This is a genomic window from Micromonospora sp. AKA38 (genome assembly GCF_027925725.1).
Lineage (GTDB): Bacteria > Actinomycetota > Actinomycetes > Mycobacteriales > Micromonosporaceae > Micromonospora.
Window position 1 is genome coordinate 1,017,767 of the sequence record NZ_BNEI01000003.1, and the last position, 16,102, is coordinate 1,033,868.

Here is a 16,102-nt window from a genome sequence, read left to right on the forward strand (position 1 = left end):
CGGCGTCGGTCGGCTTCGGAACGTAGGTGTGTCAGGCTGCCAGCCGGACGGCGCTACGCGACTCGGACAGCCCGCTGGCCGCCAGTCGCGCCTCCGCCTCGACCCGGAGCTGGGCGTCGCGGGCGAGGTCCTCCTTACGCGGACGGCCACGGGGCCGCTTGCGCGGGACGACCGCGCCACGCTCGAAGATCTCGCCGCCCCAGACGCCCCAGGGCTCGGCCCGCTCGACCGCCCCGGCCAGGCACTCGACGCGCAGCGGGCAGTCCCCGCAGAGCGACTTGGCCAGTTCGAGTTCGGCGGGCTGGTCGGAGAACCACAGGTCGGGGTCGAACTTCCGGCAGGGCAGGTTCGCCTCCACCTCGACGCTCACGTCGAGTGGGGCCAACGCCAGACTCATCCTCCGGTCACCTCTCTCTCACTTCGATCTCGTGGATCGCATTCGGTACTTCGGCGGGGCAAAAAACTGAGGCCGCGGATCCCGGTAGCGGGTTCCGCGGCCTCGAGGTGAGCCGGTGGTCTGATGGATCAGACCGGTCTACCTCGAGGTGGAACGCCGCGGACATCGGTGCGCTTCTTGCCGCCATCGACGCCCATGCCCGTGAAGCCACTGGTCCCCTCGACTCCGCGCAGCGGTGCGACGGTCAGGTTCAGCTCGGCCTGAACCTGGGCCTGGTGCACCTGCGGAGCCGACGGTCGAGCGGCAAGGGCCACCCGGACAGCCGACAGCGGAGCGCAGGCAGCTGGCATCGCCGCCGGACGCTCGTAGGTGTAAATCTCCATTGGTGCCACCTCCCTGACTTTCCTCGTGCCGACCATGGACTCATCCCCCGTGAGCAGCCAGAACGGCGCCGCTCGCGTGGTGTGTCCTGAGGCTATTCCTCGCCCTCGGGGGAGGGCAAACGATTTACGGACTGATTTCCAAAGTTTTCTGCGGGCAGAACGTCGTCCACCGTGGCGCCGGCCACCAGGGCCAGCACCGGGTCGCCGTACAGCCCCACCTTCCGGGGCCCGATGCCGGCGATCGCGACCAGCTCCTCGGTGCGTCCCGGCTTCCGCTCCGCCAGCGCGGTGAGCGTGGCATCGGTGAAGACCACGTAGGCCGGCACCCGCTGCACGCCGGCCACCCGCTGCCGCCAGTCGCGCAGTCGCTCGTACAGCTCCTCGTCCAGGTCCGACGGGCAGGTCGGGCAGCGGCCCAGCTTGCGGTCCGCGCCGGCGAGCAGCGTGGCGCCGCAGATCCGGCAGGAGACCACCTGCGGTCGTCGCCGCTCGGCCCGCCGCGCCGGGCTGCCGGCGCCGGCCCGCTCACCGCCGCCCGAGCGGTCGAGCTGCGGCAGGAAGCGGGACGGCCGCCGGGCCCGGCCGCCGGGCGAGCGCGCCGCCGCGTACGACAGCCAGAGCCACTCCCGGGCCCGGGTGATGCCCACGTAGAGCAGCCGCCGCTCCTCCTCGACCTGCTCGGGCGTCTTCGCGTACGTGGTGGGCAGCGTGCCCTCGGCCAGCCCGACCAGGAACACGGCGTCCCACTCCAGGCCCTTCGCCGAGTGCAGCGAGGCCAGCGTCACGCCGTCCACGGTGGGCACGTGCTGCTGGGCGGCCCGCCGGGCCAGTTCCTCGGTGAAGTCGGCCAGCGTCACCTGACGTTCGACCGTGGCGGCCTCCCCGATCGGCAGCACCTCGGGCGTGGCCGCGTACTCCTCGGCGAGCTGGAGCAGCGCGGCGAGCGCCTCCCAGCGCTCGCGGGCGGCGCCGCCGGCCGGCGGCGCGTCGGGTGCCCAGCCGACCGCGGCGAGCCCTTCCACCACGGCGGCCGGCAGCGGCGTCTCCCCGGGGATGGACCGGGTGGCGGCGCGCAGCGCGATCATCGCCTGGCGCACCTCGGGCCGCTCGAAGAACCGCTCCGCGCCCTGGAGCACGTACGGCACCTCGGCCTCGGAGAGCGCCTTCTCGTACGCCTCGGACTGCGCGTTGGTGCGGAACAGCACCGCGATCTCGCGGGCCGGGGTGCCGCCGGCCACCAGCGCCCGGCAGCGGGCCGCGACGGCGGTGGCCTCGGCCGGCTCGTCGGTGAAGATCCGCAGTTCCGGCTCGGGGCCGGGCCGGCGCTGGCCGTGCAGCTCCAGCCGCAGCCGCGCCTCGGCGCCCCGGGCCTGCGAGATCACCGCGTTGGCCAGGCCCACCACCTGCGGGGTGGAGCGGTAGTCGCGGACCAGTCGCACCACCGTCGCGCCACGGTGGTGGCGGGGGAAGTCGACCAGGTACGACGAGGTCGCGCCGGTGAACGAGTAGATCGTCTGGCTGGCGTCGCCGACCACGGTGAGGTCGTCGCGCCCGCCGAGCCAGACGTCCAGCAGCCGCTGCTGGAGCGGGTTGACGTCCTGGTACTCGTCGACCACGAAGTGGCGGTACTGGCTGCGCACCTGCTCGGCCACGTCCGGGTGCTCCTCGATCCCCCAGACCGCGGCGCGCAGCATGTCCTCGAAGTCGATCACCCCGTTGCCGCGCTTGAGCCGCTCGTACGCGACGAACACCTCCGCCACCCGCGCCGGCTCGTACGGCGTCTCGCGCCGCGCCTTGGCCGCCGCGACGACGTATTCGTCCGGCTCGACCAGGGAGGACTTGGCCCACTCGATCTCGGCGGCGAGGTCCCGCGCGGCGGCCCGGTCGGTGCGCAGGCCCAGCTTGGCGGCGGCCAGCGTGACCACCCGCACCTTGCTGTCCAGCAGCTCCGGCATGGCCCGCCCGGCCAGCAGCCGGGGCGCGAAGTAGCGGACCTGGCGCAGCGCCGCCGCGTGGAACGTGCGCGCCTGGACACCGCCCACCCCGATCACCGTGAGACGGCTGCGCATCTCGGCCGCCGCGCGGGCGGTGAACGTGACCGCCAGCACGTGCCGGGCGGAGATGTCGCCGGACAGCGCCCGGTAGGCGATCCGCGACGTCACCGCCCGGGTCTTGCCGGTGCCGGCGCCGGCCAGGATGCAGACCGGGCCGGCCGGGGCGGTCACCGCCGACCGTTGCTCCGGATCGAGCCCGGCCAGCACCCGTTCCGCCGCTGAGTGAACCCCCACGACAGGGAATCATCCCAGCCCCGTCCGACGTTGCAGCGATTAGCCTGGCCTGATCGGACCGGGCGCGGGCCCACTCTTGGAGGACCAGACCATGTTGACGATGTATTCCACCACGTGGTGCGGCTACTGCCACCGGCTGAAGTCGCAGCTCGACCGGGAGGGCATCGCGTACGAGGTGGTCGACATCGAGCAGAACCCGACGGCGGCGGAGTTCGTGATGGGCGTCAACGGCGGCAACCAGACCGTGCCGACGCTGCGCTTCGCCGACGGCAGCGCCCTGACCAACCCCTCGATCAACCAGGTCAAGCAGCATCTCGCCGCCCTGCCCGGCTGACCTGCCCGCACCCGCCCCGGTCGGCCGTGCCCGGATTCCGGGTGCGGCCGACCGGCGCCGGTCACGGCGTCCGGCGCCGGCGGCTGGCGGCGAGCAGCTCGTCGTCGAGCGGCCGGCGGGGCGTCGGGAGACGGGCCGGGTCGGCCGTCCCCGGCAGGGTGAGGCGACGACCCCGCCAGAGGTAGAGTCCGCCGCCCGTGGTGACGGTCCCGACCAGCACGAACAACAGCCGGTAGTCGAAGACGCCGACGAGCAGCGCGCCGGTGCCGATGGAGACCGCCTGCGGCCCGCTGACCAGCGCCCGGGACGCGGCGGTGACCCGGCCCAGCAGCCCCGGCGGGGTCCGTCGTTGGACCAGCGTGTACAACCCCACCATGGTCAGCGGCAGCGAGACGCCGGCCAGCAGCAACGCCACCACCCCGAGCCAGAGCCGGGGGTACGCCAGCGCCAGCGCGGCCGGGCCGAAGAACGTCACGCCGGTGGCCAGCGCGCCCAGCTCACCGAGCCGGCGGACCACGGCGGCGGAGAGCAGCCCGCCGACCAGACCGCCCACCCCCTGCACCATGAACAGCACACCGACGAACGCCGCGTCGCGGTGTAGGCCCAGGTCGACGTACGCGAAGATCAGCGACTCGGTGAAGCCCATCACCAGCGAGGCGACGCCGTAGCCGACCAGGGCCCGGCGCAGCGCCGCCTCCCGGGCCAGGTGACGCAGCCCGGCGCCCAGTCCGGCCGGCCAGCGGCTCCCGGGCCCGGTCGGTGTGCTCTCCTCCGCCCGGAGCAGCCCGACCACGGCGGCGGCGACCAGGAAACCGGCCATGGCCAGGAGCACCAGCAGCCAGCCACCGACGGCGGCGTAGATGCCGGCCCCGGCGAGCGGCCCGACCAGCCGCAGCCCCTGCCGGACGGTCTGCAGGGCCCCGTTCGCGTCGGCCAGCAGGTCGGCCGGCACCAGGTGCCGGATCAGCCCGTTGAGCACGGCGGTCAGCGTGATCGAGGAGAGGCCGTAGAGTGCCGCGACCAGGTAGATCACCCAGACGTCCCCGCGGTCGCGCACGGTGAGCAGCGGGCCGAGGAGCACGGCGGCGAGCAGGTTGGCGGCGATGAAGAAGGGCCGGCGGCGGTAGCTGTCGACCACCCAGCCGACCAGCGGGGCGAGCGCCATCGGCGCGATCACGGCGAAGATGGTGGCTCCGGCCATGCTGTCCGAGCCGGTCAGGTCCTTCACCCAGACGGCGAGCGCGAGCAGCAGGATCGACTCCGCCGCCAGGCTCGCCACCATCGCGGCGAAGAGCAGGCGGAAGTCGGGGCGGCGCAGGACGGTGCGCATCGGTTTCCCTCCGGCAGGTGCGCCCGTGGGCGCGTCGGGGCGGGCGCCGGCGAAGGCGCTCTCCACAGTCCTCTTTTTGTCTCTCGTGACACGCCCTCGCCGGACCTGCCGACACCGGTCGCGCCGTCCATACTGACCGTGGGGGGCGAATTCCATACAGTTACCGTCGCGTCTCGCGACGGTCGACGGGAAAGAGGACGCCGTGCCTCCTGCCGCACCAGGCCCGTTTCTACGCCGTCGCCGCCTCGGCATCGAGCTGCGCCGGCTCCGCGAACAGGCCGGTCTCACCGGTGACCAGGTCATCGAGGGGATCGGCTGGGCCTCCGCCTCCAAACTGTCCCGCCTGGAGAACGGCCGCAGCCGGCCCGACCCGGACGACGTGGACGCGCTGCTCACGCTCTACGGCGTCGCCGCCGGGCTGCGCGCGGAGCTGACCGGGATCGCCCACGAGGCCGGCGACATGCGCGGCTGGCTGCGCAACTTCCCGGTGATGACCCAGCAGCAGCGCGCCTTCGCCGAGCTGGAGGCGGGCTGCGCGGAGATCTCCGAGTACAACCCGGTGCTGGTGCCGGGGCTGTTGCAGACCCCCGGCTACGCCCGGCACCGGATCCTGTCCGCGGCCCGGGTGGCCGAGGAGGCGGGCGACCCGGAGTCGGAGAATCCGGAGGCCGAGGTGGGCGCCCGGCAGGCCCGCCAGTCGCTGCTGGTCCACGTGCCCCGGTACACCGCCGTGCTGGAGGAGGCCGCGCTGGACCGGCGCGCCGGGCCGCCGGACGTGCTGCGGGACCAGCTCGTCCACCTGTGCGAGCTGGCCGACATGCCGAACGTGGAGCTGCGCCTGCTGCTCCGGGACACCCGGGTCGGCGACTGGTACGTCCCGCCGACCGCATTCTCGCTCTACCGGTTCGCCGACCCGCTCGATCCGGAGACGCTGGCCATCGAAAGTGGCTTCACCGACGTCATGTCGACCGAGGTGAACACCCTAAATCGCTATAAAGTGGTGTTCGAGTGGCTATGCAAGTCGGCGCTCTCCGCATCGGACACCCGCTCCTGGCTGACCGAGGCGACCGGACGGCCGACCGGCACGGCAGTCGAGTCCACCGCGGCGTACGGGCCGGCAACGGCGCCGACCCAGCGCCGTCGTGACTCGGGGCGCCTCACGTCGGAACGGTGATCCCCGCGCCGACGTCGGCGTCGCTCGTCCCCATCGGAGCACCTCACCAGGAGCAGGACACCATGAACCAGATCCACACCAGCACGACCTCCCTCGCCGGCGCCGCCTGGCGCAAGAGCACCCGCAGCCAGACCTCGAACTGCGTGGAGGTCGCGCCGCTCGGCACCGGGCCGGCGACCATGGCGTTGCGGGACAGCAAGGACCCGAGCGGGCCGGTGCTGCTGTTCAACCGGGCCGGCTGGCTCGGCTTCATCGCCGGCGCGAAGAACGGCCAGTTCGACCTGAACTGATCCGGCGAGGGCCCGGGGGCCGTCGGCGTCACGCCGGCGGCCCCTCGCACGTCCACCCCGGACAACCGTCCTGACCTGCCATCATCCGAACGGTCGAGCCCTCTCGTTTCACTTGCTGGGACGACCTGCCGGCGTACGATGTCGCTTGAGTGACGTGGAAGTTCCACCGCGTATCCGTCCACTTCCGGGGGACACCATGCGGTTCCTGATCGTCCGCACCGAGATCCGCAACGCCGGCGACGCCGACATCGCCGCCGCCTGGGCCGGCGGGGGACGGCTGCGGGACGAGACCCGTGCGCCGGAACCACGTCGTCAGGTCGTGCACGCCGAGAACCGGGACGCCGCCCTCCTGCTCGCCCGCGCCCTGTCGGCCGTCGGGGCGGTCCGCGCCGGCCGGCACCGGGTCAAGGTGCTGCCCATCGAGGAGCCCACCCCCGGCCGCCCCTACCGATGGGACGGCGGATGACCGTCCGCTGACGTCCGTCGTGGCCGGACCGGCTCCCCCGCCGTGCTCCACGCCTCACCCGGCCACGACGGCCCGTGTTCCCGGCCCCGGACCGCCGCGGCAACGACGGTCCCGGGCCGGGACCGCGTAAGGAGGGCCCCCGCTTAACGCCTACGGCATAGGCGGGGCCCCTTCTCAACGCACCGGCTCGGGGTTGGCGGCTCGCCGCGGCGGGGCAGCGTCCGGGCCGGCCGCCCCGGTCAGCAGTGGCCGTCGAGCCAGCGGTGCACCAGGAACAGCGCGATCGACGACGGCGGGGGCAGCAGCAGGCGGTCCCCGCCGTCCACCCGGACCGACTCGCCGGCCAGCGCGGCGCCGATCTCCCGGCGGCTGAACCACCGCGCGTCCGCGATCTCGGTCGGGTCGACCCGGATCGGCTCGTCGGCGTCGGCCCGGGCCAGGAAGCCGAGCATCAGCGAGCCGGGGAACGGCCAGGCCTGGCTGGACACGTACGCGATCTCCCCGACCCCGACGCCGGCCTCCTCGCGGACCTCGCGCAGCACGGCGGCCTCGGCCGACTCGCCGGGCTCGACGTAACCGGCCAGGCAGGAGTAGCGGCGCCGACCCGGGGTGCTCGGCCAGGCGGCGTTGTTGCCCAGCAGACAGCGGCCCTCCGGGCCGTCCACCCCGTCGTGCACCAGCACGATCATGGCCGGGTCGGTACGCGGCCAGGTCCGGTGGCCACCCGGGTCGACCCGGGACCAGCCGGCCTCGTCGACCTGCGTCGGCTGCCCGGTGGACGCCGAGTAGCCGTGCCGCAGGTGCCAGTTGAGCAGCGCCAACGCGGTGGTGAACAGGCCCGCGTCCCGGTCGGTCATCAGGTGGCCGACCTCACGCAGGTGCGCCCGGCGGGTGCCGGGCAGCGCGGGCAGCGGGCTGTCCACCGCGAACACCGGCACCCCGTCCGGCTCCACGCCGAGGAACATCGGCACCGAGCGGGGCACCTCGGGCAGCTCACCGGCGCCGACCAGGACCAGCTCCGGCGGGGCCGCCTCGCCCCGGACCAGGGCGCGGCCCTCGTCGGTCGAGTCCAGCACCAGCACCCGGGCCTGCTCCCACGCCTCGGCCAGCCAGGCCGGGTCGGTACGCCGGTGCGCGGCCCGGTCCACCGTGGACCGGGCCAGCGGTGGCGCCGACTCGCCGCTCACGTGGATGCGCCCTCCGTGCGCACGGGGACGAGCGCGGCGAGCGAGTCGGCCACCCGGGCCGCGTCGCCGAGCACCACGGTGACCGCCTTCGCCGGGGCGAGGTACCGGGCCGCCACCTCGGCGATGTCGTCCACGGTCGCGGCGGCCAGCCGGGCGGCGTGCTCGGCGAGGTAGTCCAGCCGCAGCCCGTTGCCGGCGTACGCGCTGGTCAGCGACGCCAGGCCGGCCTGGGTGGACATGCCGAGCTGGAGTGTGCCGAGCGCGTACTGGCGGGCCTGCTCCAGCTCGTCCGGCTTCGGCGGCACGGTGGCCAGCCGGCCCAGCTCGTAGCTGGTCTCCAGCAACGCGGGCGCGGTCACCTCGGTGGCCACCTCGGCGCCGGCGACCAGCACCGACCCGGCCACCGAGTGCTCGACCACGGAGTGCGGCCCGTACGTGTAGCCCTTGTCCTCCCGGATGTTCTCCACCCAGCGGGACGAGAAGTAGCCGCCGAAGAGCAGGTTGGCCAGTTGCAACGCGGCGTGGTCGGGGTGGGTGCGGGGCACCGCCGGCAGCGCGAGGCGCAGCGAGGACTGCACCGAGCCGGGCCGGTCGACGAGCAGCAGCGGGCCGGGCTCCAGCGGCGGCGCGGGCGGCAGCTCGGCGACGTGACCGTCGCCCCGCCAGCCGGCGAGCGCGGCCTCGGCCGCGTCCAGCGCCCGCGCCGGCTGCACGTCGCCGACCAGCACCAGCACCGCCCCGGCCGGGTGCACCCGCTCGGCGTGCAGCCGACGCAGCGCGGCCGGGCGGACCGCCCGGACCTGATCGGGCTCGGGCGTCTGCGTCGCGTACGGGTGGCGGCCGTAGACGCGGGTGAGCAGCGCGGTCCGGGCCAGGTGGGACGGCTGGCTCTGGGCGACCTGGATCCGGTCGACGAGACGATCCCGCTCGGTGGCCACCCAGTCGGCCGGGTAGCTGGCGCCGGTGAGCACCTCGGCGAGCAGCTCCAGCATCCGGTCCAGCCCGGTCACCAGGCCGGCGCCGGAGAGCATCAGCCGGTCCGGGTCGACGCCGGCGGAGAGGCCGCCGCCGACCTTCTGGAGCTCGGCGGCGATCTCGGTGGCGCTGTGCGCCTCGGTGCCGGCCAGCATGGTCTGCGCCAGCATCGCGCCACGGGCCAGGTGGGCCCGCCCGAACGGCATCCAGAGCCGCAGCTCGACCAGGGGTACGGCGGGCCGGCGTACCGCGATCACGGTGAGGCCGTTGCCGAGCGTGCGTTCCGCCTGCTTCGGCACGGTGAGCCGCCGGTTCGGGCCGAGCGCCGGCAGCGGGCGGACGGTGGTGGTGGTCATTGGGCACCTCCGGCCACGACCTCGACGGATGCGCGGCGCTCGGGCCGCAGCGTGGCGGCGGCGGCGCGGAGCTGCTCCTCGGTGACCGCGCCGACCAGTCGGGGAAGTTCGTTGAGCAGCCCCGGTTCGCCGCGTTGCTGCTCCAGCACCGCCATCCGCAGGGCGCGGCCGAGCACCGCGTCGGTGTCGCGCAGCAGGTGGGTGGCCATTCGGGCCTGGGTACGCGCCAGCTCCCCGTCGGTCAGCCCGTCGGTGGCCAGCCGGTCCAGCTCCTCGTCGATGGTGCGCAGCACCTTGTCCACGTCGCCGCCGGGCGGCAGGTGGGCCTCGAGCAGCAGCGCGGTGGGGTCGCGCACGTCGAACGGGTCGCCCATGAAGCTGAGGTAGCCGCCCAGGCCGGTGACCGAGCGGTCGCGCTGCACCAGCCGCTCGACCAGCCGGGACGCGTCGCCGTCGGTGAGCACCTCGGCGAGCACCACGAAGGGCAGGTAGCCGGCGAAGTCGGTGATCGGGTCGGGCACCCGCCAGGCGCTCGCCACCGCCGGGAGCGGGGCCAGCGCGTCGGTGTAGGTGCTGCGCCGCTCGGTGGTCAGGTCCGGTTCGGCGAAGTCGGGCCGCTCCGGCGCCGGGCGGGCGGGCACGTCGCCGAAGTGCCGTTCGATAAGCGCGGTCGCCTCGGCCACGTCGATGTCGCCGCTGACCGCCAGCACCGCGTTGCCGCTGGCGTAGTAGTGCCGGAAGAAGTCGGCGGCATCGGCCACCGTCGCGGACTCCAGGTCGTCGAAGGAGCCGTAGCCGTCGTGCGCGTTCGGGAACGTGTCGAACATCACCGGGGGCAGCGTCAGCCAGGGGAACCCGCCGTACGGCCGGTTGAGCACGTTGACCCGGATCTCCTCCTTGACCACGTCGACCTGGTTGCGCAGGTTCTCCTCGGTCAGCCGGGGGCCGCGCATCCGGTCCGCCTCCAGGAACAGCGCCCGCTCCAGCGCGTTGCTCGGGAGCGTCTCGAAGTAGTCGGTGTAGTCGAAGTGGGTGGAGCCGTTGAACGTGCCGCCGGCGCCCTGCACGTGCCGGAAGTGGGCCAGTTTCTCCAGGTTCTCCGAGCCCTGGAACATGAGGTGCTCGAAGAGGTGGGCGAAGCCGGTGCGGCCCTCCGGCTCGGATCGGATGCCGACGTCGTAGACCACCGCCACCCCGATCACCGGGGCGCTGCGGTCGGGAGTGAGCACCACTCGCAGGCCGTTGTCGAGGGCGAACCGCTCGACCGGGTATTTCGTCGCTGGGATCTTCACTCTCCTGGTCGGCACGAGATCGACACTAGCGCCTCCGTACCGGCCACACCGGCGGTGTGCCGTGGCCGAACGGTGGACAGATGCGGGACGGGTCTTGACGCCGCCCGGCACCCTGCCCCAGTCTTCCTACCAACTAAATAGGAATACTGCGGATTGGACTTTCGATGAGACGGCTCCCCCTGCGCCGCCTGGTCACGCTGGCCACCCTGGCCGTGGTCGGCGCGGCCACGCTCGGCACCACCGCCGCCTGCGGCGACGACAGCGACGCCGCCGGTGACTCCGGCCCGGTGACGCTGCGCCTGGGCTACTTCCCCAACCTCACCCACGCGCCCGCCGTGGTGGGCGTGGAGAAGGGGATCTTCAAGGAGAAGCTCGGCGGCGACGTGACGCTGGAGACGAAGACCTTCAACGCCGGCCCGGCGGCCATCGAGGCGGTCTTCTCCGGCGCGCTGGACGCTACGTACATCGGTCCGAACCCGACCGTGAACGCCTTCTCCAAGTCGAAGGGCGAGGCGGTCCGGGTGGTCTCCGGCGCCGCGTCCGGCGGCGTCGCGCTCGTGGTCAAGCCCGGCATCACCTCGGCGGAGCAGCTCCGTGGCAAGAAGATCGCCACGCCGCAGCTCGGCAACACCCAGGACGTCGCGCTGCGCTACTGGCTCAAGGAGAAGGGCCTGGCGACCACCAAGGAGGGCGGCGGCGACGTCAAGGTCGTCCCCCAGGAGAACGCGCAGACCGTCGAGACGTTCGGCAGCGGCGCCATCGACGGCGCCTGGGTGCCGGAGCCGTTCGTGTCCCGGCTGGTCAACGCCGGCGGCAAGGTGCTCGTCGACGAGCGCGACCTCTGGCCGGACAAGAAGTTCGTCATCACCAACCTGCTGGTCAGCACCAAGTTCCTCAAGGCGCACCCGGACGTGGTGAAGAAGCTGGTCGAGGGTCAGGTCGCGGCGAACGAGTTCGTCAACACCAAGCCGGACGAGGCGCAGCAGGCCGTCTCCGAGCACATCGGCAAGATCACCGGTAAGCCGCTGGACATCAAGCTGATCAAGCAGGCCTGGTCGACGTTGGAGTTCACCAACGACCCGATCGCGTCCTCGCTGAAGGCGGGCCTGGACCACGCCGTCGCGGTCGGGCTGACCCAGCCGGTCGACCTGAACGGCCTCTACGACCTGAAGTACCTCAACGAGGTGCTGAAGGCCGAGGGCAAGCCCGAGGTCACCCAGCCGTGACGTCGACCACGACGACCCCGCGCAGCGCGACCGGCTCGGTCGCGCTGCGCGGCGTGACCAAGGTGTACGGCCAGGGCGAGCAGGCCGTCCTGGCGCTGGACGGGGTGTCGCTGGACGTCGCCCCGGGCGAGTTCGTCTGCCTGGTCGGCGCGTCCGGCTGCGGCAAGAGCACGCTGCTGAACCTGGTCGCCGGCCTGGACCGGGTCAGCGGCGGCACGATCGAGCTGGGCGAGGGCGTCAACCCGGGCCTGATGTTCCAGGAGCCGGCGCTGTTCCCGTGGTCGACCGTCGAGGGCAACGTCGAGGTGCCGCTGAAGCTGCGCGGGCTCCCCCGCGACCAACGTCGGGAGCGGGTGGCCGAGCTGCTGCGTACGGTCCACCTCTCCGACTTCGGCCGTAAGCGCCCGCACCAGCTCTCCGGCGGCATGCGGCAGCGGGTCGCGTTGGCCCGCACGCTCGCGCTGGACACCCCGGTGCTGCTGATGGACGAGCCGTTCGGCGCGCTCGACGCGATGACGCGGGACATCCTGCACGACGAGTTGGAGCGGATCTGGGGCGAGCGCAAGCTCACCGTCCTGTTCGTCACGCACAACGTGCGCGAGGCGGCCCGGCTCGCCGACCGGATCGTGCTGCTCTCCAGCCGGCCCGGCCGGATCATCTACTCCACCCGGGTCGACGTGCCGCGACCCCGGCGGATCGACTCGCCGGAGGTCTCGGCCATCGCCGCCGAGGTCACCGACCGGCTGCGCAAGGAGGTGGGCCGGCATGGCCAGTGACACCCTCACCGGGTCGGCGCGTACCGACGCGGAGATCTCCGGTCTCGACGCGCTGGAGATCGCCGGCCAGGAGAAGGGCCCGTCCCGGCTGCGCCGGCTCTGGTCCGCCACCTGGCCCAAGTTCGCCGCGCTCGCGATGGCCATCGCCCTCTGGCAGGCCGTGGTCTGGAGCGGGTGGAAGGAGCCCTGGGCGCTGCCCGGCCCGATGGTGGTCTTCGGCGATCTCGGCCACTACCTGGTCAGCTCCGCGCTCTGGGAGGGCCTGGCCACCACCGCCCGCCGGGCGGCGGTCGGGTTCGCCGCCGCGGTCGCGGTGGGTCTGCTGCTCGGCCTGGGCGTGGCCCGGGTCAAGGTGCTCCGCGCCGCGCTCGGCTCGATGATCACCGCGTTGCAGACCATGCCGTCGATCGCCTGGTTCCCGCTGGCCATCCTGCTGTTCCAGCTCAGCGAGCAGGCCATCTTCTTCGTGGTGGTGCTCGGCGCCGCGCCGTCGGTCGCCAACGGCGTCATCCACGGCGTGGACTACGTGCCGCCGCTGCTGGTCCGCGCCGGCCGCAACCTCGGCGCCCGCGGGCTCAACCTCTACCGGTACGTGATCGCGCCGGCCGCGCTGCCCGCCATCGTGGCCGGGCTCAAGCAGGGCTGGGCGTTCGCCTGGCGCAGTCTGATGGCCGGTGAGCTGCTGGTGGTCATCGCCACCCGCACCTCGATCGGCGCTCAGCTCACCTACGCCCGCGAGCTGAGCGAGGCGCCCCGGCTGATGGCCATCATGATCGTGATCCTGGTGGTCGGCCTGCTGGTGGACACCGCGTTCGGCGCGGCCGACAAGGCGATCCGCCGCCGCTGGGGCGTGCTGGACCAGGCCGGCAACTGACCTCGTGTACATCTCCGCGCGCGCCGACTACGCGCTCCGGGCCATGCTCGCCGTCGCCGACGCCGGATCCACCGGCGACGGGGATCCCGGCGGCGAGCTGGTCAAGGCCGCGAGCCTGGCCGAACGCCAGGACATCCCGCTCAGCTTCCTCCAGGGCATCCTGCTCGACCTGCGGCGGGCCGGACTGCTGCACAGCCACCGCGGCACCGAGGGCGGGTACGCGCTGAGCAGGCCCCCGGCCGAGATCAGCGTCGGTGACGTGCTGCGTGCGGTCGGCGGCGCGCTCACCAGCGTCCGGGGCATGCCCGCGGACCGGGCCGGCTACCACGGGGTGGCCACCGGGCTGCGGGACGTCTGGCTGGCGGTGGACGGCGCGATCGCGCTGGTGGTGGACCGCACCACGCTGGCCGACCTGCTGGCGGACCGCGCCCCGGCGCCCTGAGTCCGCCGGCCGGTGGCCCGGGCCCCGGCGCCCGAAGGCCGGGGCGGGCGCCCGAGGCCGGGCGGGGCCCGGTGCCGGGGCCCCGCCCGGCTGCTCGCGCCCCGGGCGATGACGGCGGCTGGTGCTGAGGGGCCGACAGAACCGATCGGTGAGGGCCCGGCCAAGAAGGCATCCCCCTGGAGCAATATGACCGAGCGGCATATTTATGCCGCTCGGGTATATCCGTTTCTGCCGCACATCCACCACCGGACGTCACCCTGCGTGACCCCCGTCAGGCCCGGCTGACCGTACGGATCAGCCGGGGTTGAAGGTGCGGGCCGCGCCACGGTCCGGCGGACCGCCCGCCGCCGGATGCCAGGGGCCGAACGCGGCCACCACGGCGAGCGCCAGACCGGCGCCCGCCACCGCGAGCACCAGCAGCACCTCCCGGGCCCCGTCACCCGGGCCGGCGTCACCCGCCATGGTCGCCCCTCCCGTGTCCGGCCGGTCCCCCGACCGGCCCACGGACCAAGCATCGTCGCCCCGACGACAGCGGACAGTCGGCCACCCGACTGAACATTCACTGATCCCCGACTCAGCGAGGCACCGCACAACGACCGGTCAGCGGCCCCGCACGGAGCGTCCGGTCAGCGGCGGCGCGGGCGACGGCGGGGCCGGGTCCCCGGGGCGGGGTGCGCGGCGACCGGCGGCGGGACGGCGATGGTCACCGGCGTACCGGAGGGCTCGCGCGCCCCGGTCAGCCGGCCCAGCTCCGCGTCGCCGGCGCGTACCCGGGTGGTCTGCGCCTTGATCCCGGCGGTGCTCATCAGCCGGGCGACGTCCCGACGCTGCTCCGGCAGGACGAGCGTGACCACGGTGCCGGACTCCCCGGCCCGGGCGGTCCGGCCACCCCGGTGCAGGTAGTCCTTCGCCTCCGTGGGCGGATCGGCGTTGACCACCAGGTCCAGCCCGTCGACGTGGATGCCGCGGGCCGCCACGTCGGTGGCCACCAGCGCGGTGACCTGGCCGGTGCGGAACTGCTCCAGGATCCGGGTGCGCTGCGGCTGCGACTTTCCGCCGTGCAGCGCGGCGGCGCGAACGCCCTTGGCGAGCAGTTGGCGGGCCACCCGGTCGGCGCGGTGCTTGGTGGCGATGAAGACGATGGTGCGGCCCTCCCGCGCGGCGATGTGGGCCAGCGCGGCCGGCTTGTCCTCCGCCTCCAGGTGCAACACGTGGTGCGTCATCGCGGTGACCGTGGCGGTGCCCGGGTCCACGGAGTGCGTGACCGGCTCGGAGAGGAACCGGCGGACCAGCCGGTCCACGCCGCGGTCCAGGGTGGCCGAGAAGAGCATCCGCTGCCCGCCCGGAGCGACCTGCTCCAGCAGCTTCGTCACCTGCGGCAGGAAGCCCATGTCGGCCATCTGGTCCGCCTCGTCGAGCACGGTGATCTCGACCTGGTCCAGCCGGGCGGACCCGCGGTCGATCAGGTCGTGCAGCCGGCCCGGCGTGGCCACCAGCACCTCGGCCCCGGCCCGCAGCGCGTCCGCCTGGCGGGTGAGGGAGAGCCCACCGACCACGGTGGCGCAGCGCAGCCCGAGCACGCCGGCGTACGGGGTGAGCGCGGCGGTCACCTGCGCGGCCAGTTCCCGGGTGGGCACCAGCACCAGCGCGAGCGGGCGGCCGGGACGCGCCCGGCGGCCGGCCGTCCGGTGCAGCAGCGGCAACCCGAACGCGAGCGTCTTGCCGGAGCCGGTCCGCCCGCGGCCGAGCACGTCCCGGCCGGCGAGCGAGTCGGGCAGGGTCGCCGACTGGATCGGGAACGGCGCGGTGATGCCCTGCGCGGTCAGTTCGGCGACGAGCGCCGGCGCCAGACCGGTCGCGGCGAAAGTGGGCATGGTCGTGGTCATGCGGAAAGCCTTCCTCGAGGCGGCACGTGTCGAGGAAGGGCGCCGGGCGACGGCGCGTCACCGGCGTGGCCGGTGATCACAAGCACGAACCGAAAGGGGACGGGCCGGCCCGCCTCGGCGCGCCAGCTCCCGCGTACGGGAGGGCGGCGCGGCGGGCCGGCCCGTGCACCACGCCCGGCGGGGCGCGGTGGTGGTGCCGGTTGATCCGAAGATCAGAGCGGGCGGATGTTCTCCGCCTGCGGGCCCTTCTGGCCCTGGGTCACCTCGAACTCGACCCGCTGGTTCTCGTCCAGGCTCCGGTAGCCGGAGGTCTGGATCGCCGAGAAGTGGGCGAAGACGTCGGCGCCGCCGTCGTCCGGGGTGATGAAGCCGAAGCCCTTGTCAGCGTTGAACCACTTGACGGTGCCAATTGCCATGTGTTTCGTC

The 16,102-nt window shown here is 73.6% G+C and carries 17 protein-coding genes and 1 pseudogene; 8 read left to right on the top strand and 10 right to left on the bottom strand.

Annotated elements, in window-relative coordinates:
* Positions 1-31: 31 nt before the first annotated feature.
* From TPA0908_RS13215 to TPA0908_RS13225, 3 genes and pseudogenes are all read right to left on the bottom strand, one after another.
* Entirely contained in the window at positions 32-397 is a 366-nt protein-coding gene (locus TPA0908_RS13215) for a WhiB family transcriptional regulator (RefSeq protein WP_107162030.1), read from the bottom strand.
* Between the two features lie 128 nt (positions 398-525).
* On the bottom strand, positions 526-780 hold the full coding sequence (locus tag TPA0908_RS13220) for a hypothetical protein (RefSeq protein ID WP_281937817.1): 255 nt from the start codon (positions 778-780) through the stop codon (positions 526-528).
* Between the two features lie 124 nt (positions 781-904).
* Positions 905-3,068: pseudogene (locus TPA0908_RS13225) on the bottom strand (ATP-dependent DNA helicase UvrD2).
* A gap of 91 nt (positions 3,069-3,159) precedes the next feature.
* Between TPA0908_RS13225 and TPA0908_RS13230 the strand changes: the two are divergent.
* On the top strand, positions 3,160-3,402 hold the full coding sequence (locus TPA0908_RS13230; protein WP_281937819.1) for a mycoredoxin: 243 nt from the start codon (positions 3,160-3,162) through the stop codon (positions 3,400-3,402).
* A 61-nt stretch (positions 3,403-3,463) separates the two neighbouring features.
* Here TPA0908_RS13230 and TPA0908_RS13235 read toward each other — a convergent pair whose 3' ends face one another.
* On the bottom strand, positions 3,464-4,732 hold the full coding sequence (locus TPA0908_RS13235) for an MFS transporter (protein WP_281937821.1): 1,269 nt from the start codon (positions 4,730-4,732) through the stop codon (positions 3,464-3,466).
* 202 nt (positions 4,733-4,934) lie between these two features.
* Here TPA0908_RS13235 and TPA0908_RS13240 point away from each other — a divergent pair, with 202 nt between their 5' ends.
* The 3 genes from TPA0908_RS13240 (at position 4,935) to TPA0908_RS13250 (ending at position 6,662) form a co-directional block, all read left to right on the top strand.
* Positions 4,935-5,906 carry a helix-turn-helix domain-containing protein gene (locus TPA0908_RS13240; RefSeq protein ID WP_281937824.1) on the top strand — a complete coding sequence of 324 codons (972 nt, stop codon included), beginning with the start codon at positions 4,935-4,937 and terminating at the stop codon, positions 5,904-5,906.
* Positions 5,907-5,968: 62 nt separating this feature from the next.
* A complete protein-coding gene (locus TPA0908_RS13245) occupies positions 5,969-6,196 on the top strand; it encodes a DUF397 domain-containing protein (protein WP_107162043.1) in 228 nt (75 codons plus the stop codon).
* Between the two features lie 196 nt (positions 6,197-6,392).
* Positions 6,393-6,662 carry a hypothetical protein gene (locus TPA0908_RS13250; RefSeq protein WP_281937826.1) on the top strand — a complete coding sequence of 90 codons (270 nt, stop codon included), beginning with the start codon at positions 6,393-6,395 and terminating at the stop codon, positions 6,660-6,662.
* 239 nt (positions 6,663-6,901) lie between these two features.
* On the opposite strand, the gene nudC is transcribed toward TPA0908_RS13250, so the two are convergent.
* From nudC to TPA0908_RS13265, 3 genes are read right to left on the bottom strand one after another with little or no spacing between them, the layout of a single operon-like run.
* Positions 6,902-7,849: an NAD(+) diphosphatase gene (gene nudC, locus TPA0908_RS13255; RefSeq protein WP_281937828.1), complete on the bottom strand. Its 948-nt coding sequence runs from the start codon at positions 7,847-7,849 to the stop codon at positions 6,902-6,904.
* On the bottom strand, positions 7,846-9,180 hold the full coding sequence (locus tag TPA0908_RS13260; RefSeq protein ID WP_281937830.1) for a M16 family metallopeptidase: 1,335 nt from the start codon (positions 9,178-9,180) through the stop codon (positions 7,846-7,848). Before TPA0908_RS13260 ends, nudC begins: the two co-directional genes overlap by 4 nt.
* Positions 9,177-10,487, bottom strand: coding sequence for a M16 family metallopeptidase (locus TPA0908_RS13265; protein WP_281937831.1), 1,311 nt, complete (start codon positions 10,485-10,487; stop codon positions 9,177-9,179). The genes TPA0908_RS13260 and TPA0908_RS13265 overlap by 4 nt, the downstream gene beginning before the upstream one ends.
* A 149-nt stretch (positions 10,488-10,636) precedes the next feature.
* On the opposite strand from TPA0908_RS13265, the gene TPA0908_RS13270 reads away from it, so the two are divergent.
* Genes TPA0908_RS13270 through TPA0908_RS13285 form a run of 4 tightly spaced genes read left to right on the top strand, consistent with a single transcriptional unit; the run spans position 10,637 to position 13,790 of the window.
* Complete coding sequence (locus TPA0908_RS13270) at positions 10,637-11,698, top strand: ABC transporter substrate-binding protein (protein WP_107162054.1); 1,062 nt, start codon at positions 10,637-10,639, stop codon at positions 11,696-11,698.
* Positions 11,695-12,474, top strand: a complete 780-nt coding sequence (locus TPA0908_RS13275) for an ABC transporter ATP-binding protein (protein ID WP_281937835.1) — start codon at positions 11,695-11,697, stop codon at positions 12,472-12,474. Before TPA0908_RS13270 ends, TPA0908_RS13275 begins: the two co-directional genes overlap by 4 nt.
* Positions 12,464-13,348, top strand: coding sequence for an ABC transporter permease (locus TPA0908_RS13280; protein ID WP_281937836.1), 885 nt, complete (start codon positions 12,464-12,466; stop codon positions 13,346-13,348). The genes TPA0908_RS13275 and TPA0908_RS13280 overlap by 11 nt, the downstream gene beginning before the upstream one ends.
* Positions 13,349-13,352: 4 nt before the next feature.
* Entirely contained in the window at positions 13,353-13,790 is a 438-nt protein-coding gene (locus TPA0908_RS13285; protein WP_281937838.1) for an RrF2 family transcriptional regulator, read from the top strand.
* Between the two features lie 294 nt (positions 13,791-14,084).
* On the opposite strand, the gene TPA0908_RS13290 is transcribed toward TPA0908_RS13285, so the two are convergent.
* The 3 genes from TPA0908_RS13290 to cspE form a co-directional block, all read right to left on the bottom strand.
* On the bottom strand, positions 14,085-14,252 hold the full coding sequence (locus tag TPA0908_RS13290; protein WP_281937840.1) for a hypothetical protein: 168 nt from the start codon (positions 14,250-14,252) through the stop codon (positions 14,085-14,087).
* A 164-nt stretch (positions 14,253-14,416) separates the two neighbouring features.
* A complete protein-coding gene (locus TPA0908_RS13295; protein WP_281937842.1) occupies positions 14,417-15,676 on the bottom strand; it encodes a DEAD/DEAH box helicase in 1,260 nt (419 codons plus the stop codon).
* A 212-nt stretch (positions 15,677-15,888) separates the two neighbouring features.
* Positions 15,889-16,092: a transcription antiterminator/RNA stability regulator CspE gene (cspE, locus tag TPA0908_RS13300; RefSeq protein WP_013288421.1), complete on the bottom strand. Its 204-nt coding sequence runs from the start codon at positions 16,090-16,092 to the stop codon at positions 15,889-15,891.
* Positions 16,093-16,102: the final 10 nt, after the last annotated feature.

What these genes read in the sequence shown, in the direction of transcription:
- TPA0908_RS13215 (WP_107162030.1), bottom strand. Translation starts at nt 397, where the DNA reads ATGAGTCTGGCGTTGGCCCCACTCGACGTGAGCGTCGAGGTGGAGGCG.
- TPA0908_RS13220 (WP_281937817.1), bottom strand. Translation starts at nt 780, where the DNA reads ATGGAGATTTACACCTACGAGCGTCCGGCGGCGATGCCAGCTGCCTGC.
- TPA0908_RS13230 (WP_281937819.1), top strand. Translation starts at nt 3,160, where the DNA reads ATGTTGACGATGTATTCCACCACGTGGTGCGGCTACTGCCACCGGCTG.
- TPA0908_RS13235 (WP_281937821.1), bottom strand. Translation starts at nt 4,732, where the DNA reads ATGCGCACCGTCCTGCGCCGCCCCGACTTCCGCCTGCTCTTCGCCGCG.
- TPA0908_RS13245 (WP_107162043.1), top strand. Translation starts at nt 5,969, where the DNA reads ATGAACCAGATCCACACCAGCACGACCTCCCTCGCCGGCGCCGCCTGG.
- TPA0908_RS13250 (WP_281937826.1), top strand. Translation starts at nt 6,393, where the DNA reads ATGCGGTTCCTGATCGTCCGCACCGAGATCCGCAACGCCGGCGACGCC.
- TPA0908_RS13260 (WP_281937830.1), bottom strand. Translation starts at nt 9,180, where the DNA reads ATGACCACCACCACCGTCCGCCCGCTGCCGGCGCTCGGCCCGAACCGG.
- TPA0908_RS13270 (WP_107162054.1), top strand. Translation starts at nt 10,637, where the DNA reads ATGAGACGGCTCCCCCTGCGCCGCCTGGTCACGCTGGCCACCCTGGCC.
- TPA0908_RS13280 (WP_281937836.1), top strand. Translation starts at nt 12,464, where the DNA reads ATGGCCAGTGACACCCTCACCGGGTCGGCGCGTACCGACGCGGAGATC.
- TPA0908_RS13290 (WP_281937840.1), bottom strand. Translation starts at nt 14,252, where the DNA reads ATGGCGGGTGACGCCGGCCCGGGTGACGGGGCCCGGGAGGTGCTGCTG.
- TPA0908_RS13295 (WP_281937842.1), bottom strand. Translation starts at nt 15,676, where the DNA reads ATGACCACGACCATGCCCACTTTCGCCGCGACCGGTCTGGCGCCGGCG.
- cspE (WP_013288421.1), bottom strand. Translation starts at nt 16,092, where the DNA reads ATGGCAATTGGCACCGTCAAGTGGTTCAACGCTGACAAGGGCTTCGGC.